Consider the following 12,643-nt stretch of genomic DNA (forward strand, 5'->3'; position numbering starts at 1 on the left):
ACCGCCCGTAGGTCGCACCGAGGGCATCGTACCCGCGGCGGTCTGTCCTCCGAAGGGTGCCGGGAGAGGCCGTTGCACGAGGTGGGAGCAGCTGGGGGAGTGGGCGGGACGGTGACCGTGGGTGAGCGGTTCGCGCCACGGAGCAGCCGGAAAACGTGCTCAGGGCAGAACGAAGCCCCCGATCACGGGGGAACAACCGGGGGCTTCGCGTCTGTCGGCGGCTCCGAATGGCCGCACATCCAGAACGTATGACCTGTACGGCCCCCGGGTCAAGCGGAGTTGAGGCACTCCGGCCAGTTGCCAGGTAGCGATCTTCACGAGTTCAGCACACTGCGGAGAGTCAGTCACCCTGAGTGAGAAAATGAGGCTCGGTGGCGGTTCCCGCGGGCCCCGGAAGCACCTCGTACCCCTGTTCCCTCTGCCGCACCAGAAGATGCGCGAAGGGGCGCGAGGGGTCGTCGGCGAAGTGCCGGCGTTCCGCCGGGACCCACCCGTCCCAGAACGTCCGCTGCTCCGCTCCGTCGCGCGCCCGCCCCCGTGACCACGCCTCTTCGCGCGGCAGCTCCATCCAGAACAGGTGGGCCAGGTGCGGACGCAGCGCCTCGCGGCCGGCACCGACACCCTCCACCAAAACCACCGGGGCCGGTGGCAGTGGGCGGGGCGCCTCGAAGGACCGGGCCCGCCAGTCGTAGACGGCGTAGTGCGCGGTGTCGCCGCGCCGCAAGGGCTCGATCACCTGGCTCAGCAGCCGTCCGGTCCAGTCGAACAGTTCGTCGTGGGTGGCGATGTCGTCGAGGTGCAGCACCGGCACGACGCCCAGCTCGGCGGCCAGCCGGCCGGCGAACGTGGACTTCCCGGAGCCGGCGTGCCCGTCGACGCCGATCAGGCGCACGGGCCCGCAGGAAGGGGGGAGCCGGCGGAGCCGGGCTGCGAGGTCGTGGATGGCGGGTCCTGGGCGGCGCGTCGGGGCGGACATCGTTCGCCCCGCACTTTAGCCGCGCCGGCCCGCCTCCCGACGCCCGGACCGGCCTGCGAGCCGCTGTCGGCCGCCCCACCCTTCCGTCCCTCACTCCTCCGCCTCCCCGCCCTCCCACGCCACTGGTCGACACCAATATTCGTGGCGTGGCGTGCGCAGAAGTGCTGGCAGGAGTGGGCGCCTGCGGCCATAGTTGGCGCACATCCGTGCAACGGACCCGCCCGACTCGGACACCTGGGGGTCTTCCGTCCATGAGCAGAGCCGAACAGCCGTCCCGCAGAACCGTCCTGGCCGCAGCCGTCGCAACCGCTGTGGCGGGCAGCGCGATCCCGGCCACCGCCGAAGCCGCGCCCGGCGCGGGCACCGGCGGCGCGGACCCCGACCGCGACCGCGACACCGCCCGACAGGTCGACTACCGCGCCTGGACCACGTTCCGGGACTGGCGGCGCGGAACCGCGCAGGGCACCCGCCCGGTCGCGGGCGCCCGGCCCGGTGTCGTGATCGGTGCCCCGGTCGGCACCGCCGACTACACCGACCCGCACACCGGCAGGACCACGGCCTGGGAGTACGCGACCTGGACCTCGCCCGTCCACCGGCTCGCCGTGCCCTCGACCGAGGTCATCGCCTCCTGGAACGCGCACACCCCGAGCGGCACCTGGCTCCAGGTCGAGCTCAAGGGCACCTACTCCGACGGCACGGACACCCCCTGGTACGTGCTGGGCCGCTGGGCGGCCGGCGACGGCGACCAGGACATCCGGCGGACCTCGGTCGACGACCAGGGCGACGGCAGGAGCAGCGTCTGGACGGACACGTTCGCCATCGACGACGCCTCCACCGGCCTGCGCCTGGCCTCCTACCGGCTCAAACTCACCCTCCACCGCCGCCCCGGCACGAGGACCACGCCGACCGTATGGCGGCTCGGCGCGATGGGCTCCGACGTCCCCGACCGCTTCACCGTCCCCGCCTCCACCCCCGGCCTCGCCCAGGAACTGCGCGTCCCGCGCTACTCGCAGGAGATCCACAAGGGCCAGTACCCCGAGTACGACAACGGCGGGGAGGCCTGGTGCAGCCCCACCTCCTCGCAGATGATCATCGAGTACTGGGGCGGTCGCCTCACCGAGGAGCAGCTCGCCTGGGTCGACCCCTCCTACGCCGACCCGCAGGTCTGCCACGCGGCCAGGTACACGTACGACTACCAGTACGCCGGCTGCGGCAACTGGCCCTTCAACGCCGCCTACGCGGCCACCTTCAAGGGCCTGCAGGGCGTGGTCACCCGCCTCGGCTCCCTCACCGACCTGGAGACGCTGATCGCGGCCGGCATCCCGGCCATAACGTCCCAGTCCTTCCTGGAGAAGGAGTTGACGGGAGCCGGTTACGGCACCTCGGGACACCTGATGACCGTGATCGGCTTCACCGCCGACGGCGACGTGATCGCCAACGACCCGGCCTCGGACGACAACGAGGCCGTGCGCCGCGTCTACAAGCGGCGTGAGTGGGAGAACATCTGGCTCAGGACGAAGCGGTACAACGCCGCCGGCAAGGTCGCCTCCGGCACCGGCGGCGTCTGCTACCTGTACTTCCCGGCCCACCCGAGCCCGCGCCAGCGCAAGGCCCTCGCGGCGGTGGGCGTGCGCTGACCCGTACCGCGACGACGGCCCCCGGCACAGCGGAAGCACCGCCCGGGGGCCGTCCGCTGTGACCAAGGTCTCCGCCGCAAAAGCCGCTCACGGTGGCAAGGTGGACAGGGTTACCGCCGGGGGAGCCGGGGGAGTCCACCGAACGTCGAGATCAGCGAGAAGCCATGAGCGCACACACCGCCACCGCCGCCCGTGTCCGTACCGGCGGCCCCAAGGACGACGGTCCGAAGATCCTCGAGCACGTCATGGGCTGGACCCTCGTCGTGGTGATCGCGATGTTCGTGGTGCAGCTGGGCCTGCTGTGACGTGACCCTCGTGTGACCTGCCCCACGATCCGACCTGCCATACTGCGGAGGTCCCGCCCCCCGTAGGAGACCAGGGTCGAAATTGAATATTAGTCAACAGCGTGCCCACGCCCGTCCCCGGGCGCGCGGCACAGAGCGCTCGGCGGCACGCCGCGCCGAACTCATCGCCATCGGGCGGAGGTTGTTCGCCGACACGTCGTACGACGCGCTCTCGATGGACGACATCGCCCGCCAGGCGCATGTCGCCAAGGGGCTGATCTACTACTACTTCCAGTCCAAGCGGGGCTACTACCTGGCGATCATCCAGGACTCCGTCGCCGACCTGGTCACCACCGCCGCGCGCGGCACCGAACTGCCCCAGGTGGACCGCGTCCACCGCACCGTCGACGGCTATCTGCGCTACGCCGAGCACAACCAGGCCGCCTACCGCACGATCGTCAGCGGCGGAGTGGGCTTCGACGCCGAGGTGCACGCCATCCGGGACGGTGTCCGCGAGGCGATCGTCGCCACCATCGCCGAAGGGGCGTACGGCCGCTCCGACGTCGGACGGCTGGCCCGCATGGGGCTGCTCTCCTGGGTGTGCAGCGTCGAGGGCGCCACCCTGGACTGGATCGGCCGCCCCGGACTGCCCCGCGAGACCATGCGCGACCTGCTCGTGAAGACGCTCGGCGGCACCCTGCGTGCCATCGAGGAACTGGACCCCGCCTACCCGGCCCCGGCCCCCGCCCGCCGGGACGCCTGACAGGCGCGGCGGAGGGGCGGAGACCCGAGCCGGCCTCCGCCCCTCCGCCCCCCGTGGATCAGGTCAGTTGATCGCCTTGATCAGTTCGCCGTCGGCGGTGTCACCGCTCAGCTCCCAGAAGAACGTGCCGCCCAGGCCCTGCTGGTTCTTGTACGTCATCTTGGTCGCGATGGTCTGCGGAGTGTCGTAACTCCACCAGTCGCTCCCGCACTTGGCGTACGCGGTGCCGGCCACCGTGCCGGTCGCCGGGCACTTGGACTTGAGCACCTTGTAGTCCTCGATGCCGTTCTCGTAGGTCCCCTTCGCCGGGCCGGTCGCGGTGCCGCCGGGGGCGGACTGGGTGACGCCGGTCCAGCCGCGGCCGTAGAAGCCGATGCCGAGCAGCAGCTTCGACGACGGAATGCCCAGGCCCTTGAGCTTCGCGATCGTCGCCGAGGTGTGGTAACCCGCCTTCGGAATACCGGAGTACGAGTGCAGCGGCGAGTGCGGAGCGGTCGGGCCGGTGGCGTCCCAGGCGCCGAAGAAGTCGTACGTCATGGGGTTGTACCAGTCGACGTACCGGGCCGCGCCCGCGTAGTCGGCCGCGTCGATCTTGCCGCCGGGTGTCGCGTCGGCCGTGATCGCCGCGGTGACCAGATAGTCCTGGCCGAACTCGGTACGCAGTGCGCTCATCAGCTTCGGGAACGCCTCCCTGCCGCTGGTGTCGCAGCTCAGACCGCAGGCGTTCGGGTACTCCCAGTCGATGTCGATGCCGTCGAAGACGTCGGCCCACTTGGAGTTCTCGACCAGGTCGTGGCAGGACCGGGCGAAGGCGGCCGGGTTCCTCGCGGCCTCCGCGAAGCCGCCGGACCAGGTCCAGCCGCCGAAGGACCACAGGATCTTGAGGTCCGGGTGCTTCTTCTTCAGCTTGAGCAGCTGGTTGAAGTTGCCGCGCAGCGGCTGGTCCCAGGTGTCGGCGACCCCGTCGACGGACTCGGCCGCGGTGTACGCCCGGTCGGTCGCCGCGTAGCCGTCGCCCATGGCGCACTTGCCGCCGGTGACGTTGCCGAAGGCGTAGTTGATGTGGGTCAGTTCGGCACCCGAACCGGACGTCTCGATGTTCTTGGCGTGGTACTTGCGGTCGTAGGTGCCCCATTCGGTGAAGTAGCCGACGACCTTCGAACCGGCCGCCGCCTGCGCGGCGGGTGTCTCCGGAGCGGCCGTGGCCGCGGTCGTGCCGGCGCTGGCCAGCAGCCCCGCGCCGAGGGCGGCGGTGCAGAGCGCGGAGAGGAGCGTCCGGACGGGGCGGACGCGGGGGAGGTGCGGGACGTGCATCGGGTGTCTCCTCGTGGGGGGAAGAGGGAACGCGCGCCGATTGGCATGAACGCGGTAGGGCGTTCGGGCCGTCACCGTAGAAGGACTAGACCAGTGTGGTCAATGGTGCGGACCATTTCCCCGGCGCGGGCGCCGGGATCGGGTCCTCCCGCACCGGCCGGAGCATTTCTTGAAGTAAGCGGTCGTTAACTGGTGACTCCATGCCTCCGATCGGGCATACTCACAGCGCACAGCCGCTGGTCAGCCGCTTCCGCGACCCGGGAGTGCGAGCATCGGCCAGGCCCGAACGACCTGGCGGAACCGCCTCCACCCAAGGCGCACGTCCGCCGATGTGCCCGACAGGGAGGAGAGCGTCGCCATGCCCGACCGCGCCCCGCAGCCGGTGGACCGGCAACTGCCCACGGACGAGGCACGGGATCTGATCTCGCTCGTCCGCGACATCGCGCAGCGTGAGATCGCCCCGAGCGCGGCCGAGGAGGAGGATGCCGGACGCTTCCCCCGCGAAGTCTTCACCCTGCTCTCCGGCTCCGGCCTGCTCGGCCTGCCCTACGACGCCGAGTACGGCGGCGGCGAGCAGCCGTACGAGGTCTACCTCCAGGTACTCGAAGAGCTCGCCGCGGCCCGGCTCACCGTCGGCCTCGGCGTCAGCGTGCACACGCTCGCCTCCTACGCGCTCGCCGCCTACGGCACCAAGGAGCAGCAGGTCGAGCACCTGCCCGCGATGCTCGGCGGCGGCCTGCTCGGCGCCTACTGCCTCTCCGAACCCGCCTCGGGGTCCGACGCCGCCTCGCTGCGCACCAAGGCCGTACGCGAGGGCGACGACTGGGTGCTCACCGGCACCAAGGCGTGGATCACGCACGGCGGCATCGCCGACTTCTACACGGTCATGGCGCGCACGGGGGAGGAGGGGCCGCGCGGGATCACCGCCTTCCTCGTCCCCGGTGACGCCGAGGGGCTGAGCGCCGCGGTGCCCGAGAAGAAGATGGGGCTGAAGGGCTCGCCCACCGCGCAGGTCCACCTCGACGGCGTGCGGGTCTCCGACGCCCGGCGCCTCGGAGACGAGGGCCAGGGCTTCGCGATCGCCCTGTCCGCACTCGACTCCGGGCGGCTCGGCATCGCCGCCTGCGCGATCGGCGTGGCCCAGGCGGCGCTGGACGAGGCGGTGTCGTACGCGGCCGACCGGCGGCAGTTCGGCAAGCCGATCTCCGACTTCCAGGGGCTGCGCTTCATGCTCGCCGACATGGCGACCCAGATCGAGGCCGGCCGCGCGCTGTACCTGACGGCGGCACGGCTGCGTGACGCCGGACTGCCGTTCGCCAAGCAGGCCGCCATGGCCAAGCTGCACTGCACCGACACGGCGATGCGGGCCACCACCGACGCCGTGCAGATCCTCGGTGGGTACGGCTACACCGCGGACTTCCCGGCCGAGCGGTACATGCGCGAGGCCAAGGTGCTGCAGATCGTCGAGGGCACCAACCAGATCCAGCGGATGGTCATCGCCCGTCATCTCGCGGGTCCAGAGGGACGCTGAAGGCGCCGGCGACGCGGAAGTCGCCGGTGGTGAACAGGTCCCCGGTGGTGGTGAAGTCCCCGAGGTCGCGCGGCGGCGCCGCGAGCCGCACCCACTCCGGGTCGTGGCGTCCCGGCAGGGTGCGGCCGCGGTCGGCCCAGGTCCGCATCAGCTCACGGTAGATCGGCGGGTCCGGGAGTTGCGGAGCGGGCGGAACCGGTCCCGCGGGCACCGGGACGAACACACGGCGCCGATGCTCGGTCGCCGAGTACGTGAGGGTCATACCCGGGCAACGCGGCAAAGGCGGACAGGTCACCGGCGCGCGGAATCGAGTGTGAGTTCACGGGCGTCCGCCGTCGAGTCGCCGTTGCCGAACCTGGGCCGACGTACGGCCGCGCCGTACCGGCCCGACCGGGCGAGAACGCACCCACCCGCGCCGAGGCGCCTGCTGTGGGCCGTGGCGCGGGTGGGTCGGCCGGAATCGGGTGTCCCCCCGGACGGTCGGCGCTCGGGCGGCTCAGGCCGCCTCGCGCCGCATCGTCGGCACACGCATCGGGCGCGAGCCCGGGCCGCCGACGTGGGAGAAGGGCTGCGTCCGCCAGTCCAGGCCCTGGGGGAGCGTCAGCAGCAGGGCGGTGTCCTGCTCGTGGGGCCGGAAAGACTCGTCCGCTGGGCGGGCCTCGGTGGCCCGGCGGCCGGTGCCGGCGCAGACCGAGAGCCCGAACGGGTTCCACGGCGAGGCGCACAGGGCGTGCTCCGGCAGCACCTCCTCGTCCGCCAGCAGGGCGATGGGCTGGGCGCAGTCCGGGCAGATCACCCGGTACATCTCGAAGGTGTCGTAGGTGTCGAGTTCCTCGTCGTCGAAGGCGTCGGGTTCGACGCCCTCCGATACGGGCTCGACGACCGGCTGCTGCCGCTTGGGCGCGGTACGACCAGGGCGCTTAAGACTCTGCATGGGATTCTCCCCCTCGGGCTGGGCCGTGACGGCACTGCGGCCTCGACCACAGCAAGCACTTCCCGTCCCCCCTACGGGGTAATCACGAGAACATCACGGAGACCGTCCGGGGGGTGTGGTCTTCGTCACATGCCGCTCGTGGATGCCCCGTGCGGCGGGTTTGTCCCCACTCGGCCCTCCGGCCGGCTCCCCGTCACATCACGAACCGGGCATGACCTGGGCTGCTCAGGTATCCGAGGAGATCAACCGCACTGTAGGTTCTTGCGCCATGGAGGAGCTGGACCGACAGATCGTGCAGCTGCTCGTCAAGGACGGGCGGATGAGCTACACAGACCTGGGCAAGGCCACGGGCCTGTCCACGTCGGCCGTGCACCAGCGGGTGCGGCGGCTGGAGCAGCGTGGCGTCATCCGCGGTTACGCCGCGGTCGTCGACCCGGAGGCCGTCGGGCTGCCGATCACCGCCTTCATCTCGGTGAAACCGTTCGACCCCAGCGCCCCCGACGACATCGCGGACCGCCTGGCCGGTGTCCCCGAACTCGAGGCCTGCCACAGCGTGGCGGGCGACGAGAACTACATCCTCAAGGTGCGCGTGTCGACCCCGCACGAACTGGAGGAACTGCTCGCCCGGGTGCGTTCCCTCGCCGGGGTGTCGACACGGACCACCGTGGTGCTGTCGACGCCGTACGAGGCCCGGCCGCCGCGCATCTGACCGGCGGCGCGCGGCCCCCCCGCCGTCGCGGATCCGCCCCCGCGGGGCGCGCACACCCCCGCGCGGCGCCGACCTGCGTGCGGAGCCGTTCGCGCCAGGGGCGAGACTGGTGTCCATGAGCGAGCCCACCACCCCGTCCACGACCGTCCTGCTGCGCCGCGGCGAGGTCCACAGTCCCGCCGACCCCTTCGCGACGGCGATGGTCGTCGAACGCGGCCAGGTCGCCTGGGTCGGCTCCGAGGGCGCCGCCGACGCCTTCGCGGACGGCGTGGACGAGGTGGTCGACCTGGACGGCGCCCTGGTCACCCCGGCGTTCACCGACGCACACGTGCACACCACGTCCACCGGCCTCGCCCTCACCGGCCTCGACCTCTCCGGTGCCCCCACCCGGGAGGCGGCCCTCGCCCTCGTACGGGACTTCGCCGCGGCCCGCCCGGACGACCGGGTCCTCCTCGGCCACGGCTGGGACGCCTCCCGCTGGCCCGACGGGCTCCCCCCGACGCGCGCCCAGCTGGACGAGGCCACCGGCGGCCGCGCCCTCTACCTCAGCCGTATCGACGTCCACTCGGCCGTCGTCACCACCGCCCTGCTCGACCTCGTCCCCGGTGACGTCGCCCGCGCGGACGGCCCGCTCACCGCCGGCGCCCACCACGCCGTACGCGCCGCCGCCCTCGGGGCCGTCGCCCCCGCCCAGCGCGCCGAGGCCCAGCGCGCCGCCCTCGCGCACGCCGCCTCCCTCGGCATCGGAACCGTTCACGAGTGCGCAGGGCCGGAGATCTCCTCCGAGGACGACCTCACCGGCCTGCTGCGGCTCGCGGCCGAGGAGACCGGGCCGCGCGTGATCGGCTACTGGGCCGAACAGGACGTGGACAAGGCGCGGGAGCTGGGCGCGATCGGCGCCGCCGGCGACCTCTTCGTGGACGGCGCCCTCGGCTCGCACACCGCCTGTCTGCACCAGCCGTACGCCGACGCCGGCCACACCGGCACCGCCTACCTGGACGCCGCCGCGGTCGCCGCCCACGTCGTCGCCTGCACCGAGGCCGGCCTCCAGGCGGGCTTCCACGCCATCGGCGACGCCGCCGTGACCGCCGTCGTGGCGGGCGTGCGCGCCGCCGCCGACAAGGTCGGCCTCGCCCGTGTCCGCGCCGCCCGCCACCGCGTCGAGCACGCCGAGATGCTCACCCCCGAGACCGTCGCCGCCTTCGCCGAACTGGGCCTGACCGCCTCCGTGCAGCCCGCCTTCGACGCGCTGTGGGGCGGCGAGGAGGGCATGTACGCCAAGCGTCTGGGCGCCGAGCGGGCCCGCACGCTCAACCCCTTCGCGGCCCTGCTGCGCGCCGGTGTCCCGCTCGCCTTCGGCTCCGACAGCCCGGTCACGCCCCTCGACCCGTGGGGCACCGTCCGGGCCGCCGCCTTCCACCGCACGGCGGAGCACCGCGTCTCCGTGCGTGCGGCGTTCACGGCGCACACGCGCGGCGGCTGGCGGGCGATCGGACGCGACGACGCGGGCGTCCTGGTGCCGGGCGCGCCCGCCGACTACGCCGTGTGGCGTACCGGCGAACTCGTGGTCCAGGCCCCCGACGACCGGGTGGCGCGCTGGTCGACCGACCCGCGCTCCGGCACCCCCGGCCTGCCCGATCTGACTCCGGGACGGGACCTGCCCGTCTGCCTGCGCACCGTGGTGGGCGGCCGCACGGTCTTCGTACGGCCGGGCGAGTGATCCACACGGCCGACGGGGCGATGATCTTCTCCCGCGTGCGACCTGCGCGTCCTCCGCGCTGACCTGGGCTTTGATGCGGAAGCCGCAGGTCGAGCGACTGTTGACAGGCGACGGCGGGGGGCCGGTAGGTTCGGCCGAGTCCACCACCGGACGTCCGACCGGGGAATCTTCCGCGCACGCGTCGCGGCGCCGCTGGGTCAGGGACGGTGTGCCGCACCGGGGCACCGCCACTGGGAGCCAGGCTCAGCGCTCGCGCCGCGACGAGGGAACGTTCCGGCCGGTCGGGAGGTGTGACCCGGGTGGGGCCCGGGCGCTCAGTAGACAACGGCCTAGGTCGACCCGCAGCCGGCGGGTCCCAGGTCGGCCCGAAGGGCGCCGGGCCCCCATCCGCCGTGCGAACGGCCTTAATCGGCCATCCATACCCCGGTCCCGGGAAAACGACACCACCGTACGGACGTCCTGTCACGTCGCCGCAGGCCGCGGCCATTATGGTGGTCCTCTGCGTACGGACATGAAGGGGCAGCGGTGAACGACGGCGACGGGACGCCCGCGGTAGCGGGGCAGGGGAGGCGGTTCGGCCCCCTGGGCACGGCCTTGGTGATCATTCCGACCTACAACGAGGCGGAGAACATCAAGGCGATCGTCGCGCGCGTGCGTGAGGCGGTCCCCGAGGCGCACGTTCTCGTGGCCGACGACAACAGCCCCGACGGCACCGGCAAGCTCGCCGACGAGTTGGCCGCCGAGGACGACCACGTCCAGGTCCTGCACCGCAAGGGCAAGGAGGGCCTGGGAGCCGCCTACCTCGCGGGCTTCCGCTGGGGCCTGGAGCATGGCTACGGCGTGCTGATCGAGATGGACGCCGACGGCTCCCACCAGCCCGAGGAACTGCCCCGCCTGCTGACCGCCCTCAAGGGCGCCGACCTGGTGCTCGGCTCCCGCTGGGTGCCCGGCGGCAGGGTGGTGAACTGGCCCAAGTCCCGCGAATTCATCTCCCGCGGGGGCAGCATGTACTCGCGCCTCGCGCTGGACCTGCCACTGCGCGACATCACGGGCGGCTACCGGGCCTTCCGCCGCGAGACCCTGGAAGGGCTCGGCCTGGAGGAGGTCTCCTCGCAGGGCTACTGCTTCCAGGTCGACCTCGCCCGCCGGGCGGTCAAGGCGGGTTACCACGTCGTCGAGGTGCCGATCACGTTCGTCGAGCGCGAACTCGGCGACTCCAAGATGAGCCGCGACATCCTCGTGGAGGCGCTGTGGCGGGTCACCACGTGGGGCGTGGGAGAGCGGGTCGGCAAGGCCCTGGGCCGCGACAGACAGCCCGTCAGGGCGACGAGCGAGTCGGACGAGTCGGACGACAAGTCGACACAGACGCCTGACAAGAACGCCTGATCGTCCCCTTACGCCACGCTGAGCCGGGGCCAGGCACACTGGTGGTATGACGACTGGCGCCCAGACCCCCAGTTCCCCCGCCCGGCCCCCGCGCTCCAGGCTGCGCACGTTCCTGCCGCTGGGCATCGCCGCGTGGCTCGTGCTGGAGATCTGGCTGCTGACCGTGGTCGCGGGCGCTTCCAGCGGGTTCGTGGTCTTCCTGCTGCTGGTGGCGGGCATCGTCCTCGGGTCCGTGGTGATCAAGAGCGCGGGCCGCCGGGCCTTCAGGAACCTCACGGAGACGCTGCAACAGCAGCAGTCCGGCGTCATGCCCGCGGCCCGCCCGAACAGCGAGGGCAACGGCCTGATGATGCTGGGCGGGCTGCTCCTGATACTCCCCGGCCTGATCTCGGACGCGCTGGGCCTGCTCATGCTGCTGCCCCCGGTCCAGAAGGCCGTGAGCCGCTATGCGGAGCGGACGGTGGAGCGCAAGCTCCGGGAAGCCGGCCCGGGCACCCTGGGCGACGCCTTCCGCCAGGCCCGCATGCACCAGCCGGACGGCAAGGTCGTCCAGGGCGAGGTCATACAGGACGACCGGGGCGACGCGCCGCAGGACCCCCGCCCTCCGCTGACGCGCTGACCCCTCCGCGGCCAGGGCCCCCGGACACACCGAGACCGGGGGACACACCGAAACCCGGGGCCATATTGAGACCGGGGACACACCGAAACCAGGGGGCACACCAAAACCGCGGGTGCCGTACGTGAGCTTCACGTACGGCACCCGCGGTGTTCGGTTTGCTGTTTACGGTTTTCCGCTACGCACTCTTGCGGCTGTCTCGCGGGTGCACCGCGATGTTCATCGCGCCGGAGCGCAGAACGGCCAGCCGCTCCTCGAGGACCTCTTCGAGTTCCTCGCGGGTGCGCCGCTCCATCAGCATGTCCCAGTGCGTACGCGCGGGCTTGGCCTTCTTCTCCTCAGGGCCGTCGCCGTCCACGAGGAGTGCCTGGGCCCCGCAGACCTTGCACTCCCACTCCGGCGGGATCTCCGCCTCGACCGAGAAGGGCATCTCGAATCGATGCCCCTTCTCGCATGCGTACTCCACGGCCTGGCGCGGGGCCAGGTCGATGCCGCGGTCCGTCTCGTAGCTGGTCACCACGAGGCGCGTGCCGCGAAGAGCTCGCTCACTCATGAATCGTGCCTCCCGGGCTTGTCGCCCACAGGACAGGTGTCGCTGTCGTCGTCATCCGGTCAACGTCCGGGCGGCGGTAAAGATTCCCGTCCCGACTCCCGTTCCGGGCGTCTGCGTCGCCGTCGCAGTCGCAGCCTTGCAACCAGTGCAGTACCCGCCGACGTCCGGTTTGTCACCTCTGCTGGCAGATGTGACATAGCGTTTCGGCACCTTTGACGCG

General features: G+C 71.9%; 13 protein-coding genes. 8 read left to right on the forward strand and 5 right to left on the reverse strand.

The genetic code is table 11. The features are described from left to right. Nucleotides 1-340: 340 nt before the first annotated feature. Nucleotides 341-976 (reverse strand): uridine kinase, encoded by a 636-nt coding sequence (locus ACIQ6R_RS26375; RefSeq protein ID WP_404223780.1) that lies wholly within the window; start codon nucleotides 974-976, stop codon nucleotides 341-343. A gap of 251 nt (nucleotides 977-1,227) precedes the next feature. On the opposite strand from ACIQ6R_RS26375, the gene ACIQ6R_RS26380 reads away from it, so the two are divergent. The 3 genes from ACIQ6R_RS26380 to ACIQ6R_RS26390 all read left to right on the forward strand — a co-directional run bounded on the left by ACIQ6R_RS26380 (nucleotide 1,228) and on the right by ACIQ6R_RS26390 (nucleotide 3,660). Continuing rightward, nucleotides 1,228-2,613 carry a peptidase C39 family protein gene (locus tag ACIQ6R_RS26380; protein WP_404223781.1) on the forward strand — a complete coding sequence of 462 codons (1,386 nt, stop codon included), beginning with the start codon at nucleotides 1,228-1,230 and terminating at the stop codon, nucleotides 2,611-2,613. 164 nt (nucleotides 2,614-2,777) lie between these two features. Next, nucleotides 2,778-2,918 carry an SCO1431 family membrane protein gene (locus tag ACIQ6R_RS26385; RefSeq protein ID WP_404179255.1) on the forward strand — a complete coding sequence of 47 codons (141 nt, stop codon included), beginning with the start codon at nucleotides 2,778-2,780 and terminating at the stop codon, nucleotides 2,916-2,918. 82 nt (nucleotides 2,919-3,000) lie between these two features. Beyond that, nucleotides 3,001-3,660, forward strand: coding sequence for a TetR/AcrR family transcriptional regulator (locus tag ACIQ6R_RS26390; RefSeq protein ID WP_404223783.1), 660 nt, complete (start codon nucleotides 3,001-3,003; stop codon nucleotides 3,658-3,660). Between the two features lie 63 nt (nucleotides 3,661-3,723). Here the strand turns inward: ACIQ6R_RS26390 and ACIQ6R_RS26395 are convergent, their stop codons facing one another. Beyond that, nucleotides 3,724-4,974, reverse strand: coding sequence for a glycoside hydrolase family 18 protein (locus ACIQ6R_RS26395; protein ID WP_404223785.1), 1,251 nt, complete (start codon nucleotides 4,972-4,974; stop codon nucleotides 3,724-3,726). A 358-nt stretch (nucleotides 4,975-5,332) separates the two neighbouring features. On the opposite strand from ACIQ6R_RS26395, the gene ACIQ6R_RS26400 reads away from it, so the two are divergent. Continuing rightward, nucleotides 5,333-6,505, forward strand: a complete 1,173-nt coding sequence (locus ACIQ6R_RS26400) for an acyl-CoA dehydrogenase family protein (protein WP_404179246.1) — start codon at nucleotides 5,333-5,335, stop codon at nucleotides 6,503-6,505. On the opposite strand, the gene ACIQ6R_RS26405 is transcribed toward ACIQ6R_RS26400, so the two are convergent. Together ACIQ6R_RS26405 and ACIQ6R_RS26410 are read right to left on the reverse strand one after the other, a co-directional pair. Further along, a complete protein-coding gene (locus ACIQ6R_RS26405; RefSeq protein ID WP_404179243.1) occupies nucleotides 6,468-6,767 on the reverse strand; it encodes a hypothetical protein in 300 nt (99 codons plus the stop codon). The genes ACIQ6R_RS26400 and ACIQ6R_RS26405 overlap by 38 nt on opposite strands. A 234-nt stretch (nucleotides 6,768-7,001) precedes the next feature. Beyond that, complete coding sequence (locus ACIQ6R_RS26410; RefSeq protein WP_404179240.1) at nucleotides 7,002-7,439, reverse strand: hypothetical protein; 438 nt, start codon at nucleotides 7,437-7,439, stop codon at nucleotides 7,002-7,004. A gap of 268 nt (nucleotides 7,440-7,707) precedes the next feature. Between ACIQ6R_RS26410 and ACIQ6R_RS26415 the strand changes: the two genes are divergently transcribed. The 4 genes from ACIQ6R_RS26415 to fxsA all read left to right on the forward strand — a co-directional run bounded on the left by ACIQ6R_RS26415 (nucleotide 7,708) and on the right by fxsA (nucleotide 11,873). Continuing rightward, nucleotides 7,708-8,148 carry an Lrp/AsnC family transcriptional regulator gene (locus ACIQ6R_RS26415; protein WP_404179237.1) on the forward strand — a complete coding sequence of 147 codons (441 nt, stop codon included), beginning with the start codon at nucleotides 7,708-7,710 and terminating at the stop codon, nucleotides 8,146-8,148. A 115-nt stretch (nucleotides 8,149-8,263) separates the two neighbouring features. After that, the gene (locus ACIQ6R_RS26420) at nucleotides 8,264-9,868 is read left to right on the forward strand and encodes an amidohydrolase (protein ID WP_404179234.1); all 1,605 of its coding nucleotides are present in this window, start codon (nucleotides 8,264-8,266) and stop codon (nucleotides 9,866-9,868) included. Nucleotides 9,869-10,393: 525 nt separating this feature from the next. Next, on the forward strand, nucleotides 10,394-11,254 hold the full coding sequence (locus ACIQ6R_RS26425) for a polyprenol monophosphomannose synthase (RefSeq protein ID WP_404223787.1): 861 nt from the start codon (nucleotides 10,394-10,396) through the stop codon (nucleotides 11,252-11,254). Between the two features lie 46 nt (nucleotides 11,255-11,300). Then, nucleotides 11,301-11,873 (forward strand): FxsA family membrane protein, encoded by a 573-nt coding sequence (fxsA, locus tag ACIQ6R_RS26430; RefSeq protein ID WP_404179229.1) that lies wholly within the window; start codon nucleotides 11,301-11,303, stop codon nucleotides 11,871-11,873. A 175-nt stretch (nucleotides 11,874-12,048) separates the two neighbouring features. Here fxsA and ACIQ6R_RS26435 read toward each other — a convergent pair whose 3' ends face one another. Further along, nucleotides 12,049-12,423: an RNA polymerase-binding protein RbpA gene (locus tag ACIQ6R_RS26435; protein WP_003977404.1), complete on the reverse strand. Its 375-nt coding sequence runs from the start codon at nucleotides 12,421-12,423 to the stop codon at nucleotides 12,049-12,051. Between the last annotated feature and the right edge of the window lie 220 nt (nucleotides 12,424-12,643).

Source organism: Streptomyces sp. NPDC096048 (genome assembly GCF_044763415.1).
Taxonomy (GTDB): domain Bacteria; phylum Actinomycetota; class Actinomycetes; order Streptomycetales; family Streptomycetaceae; genus Streptomyces.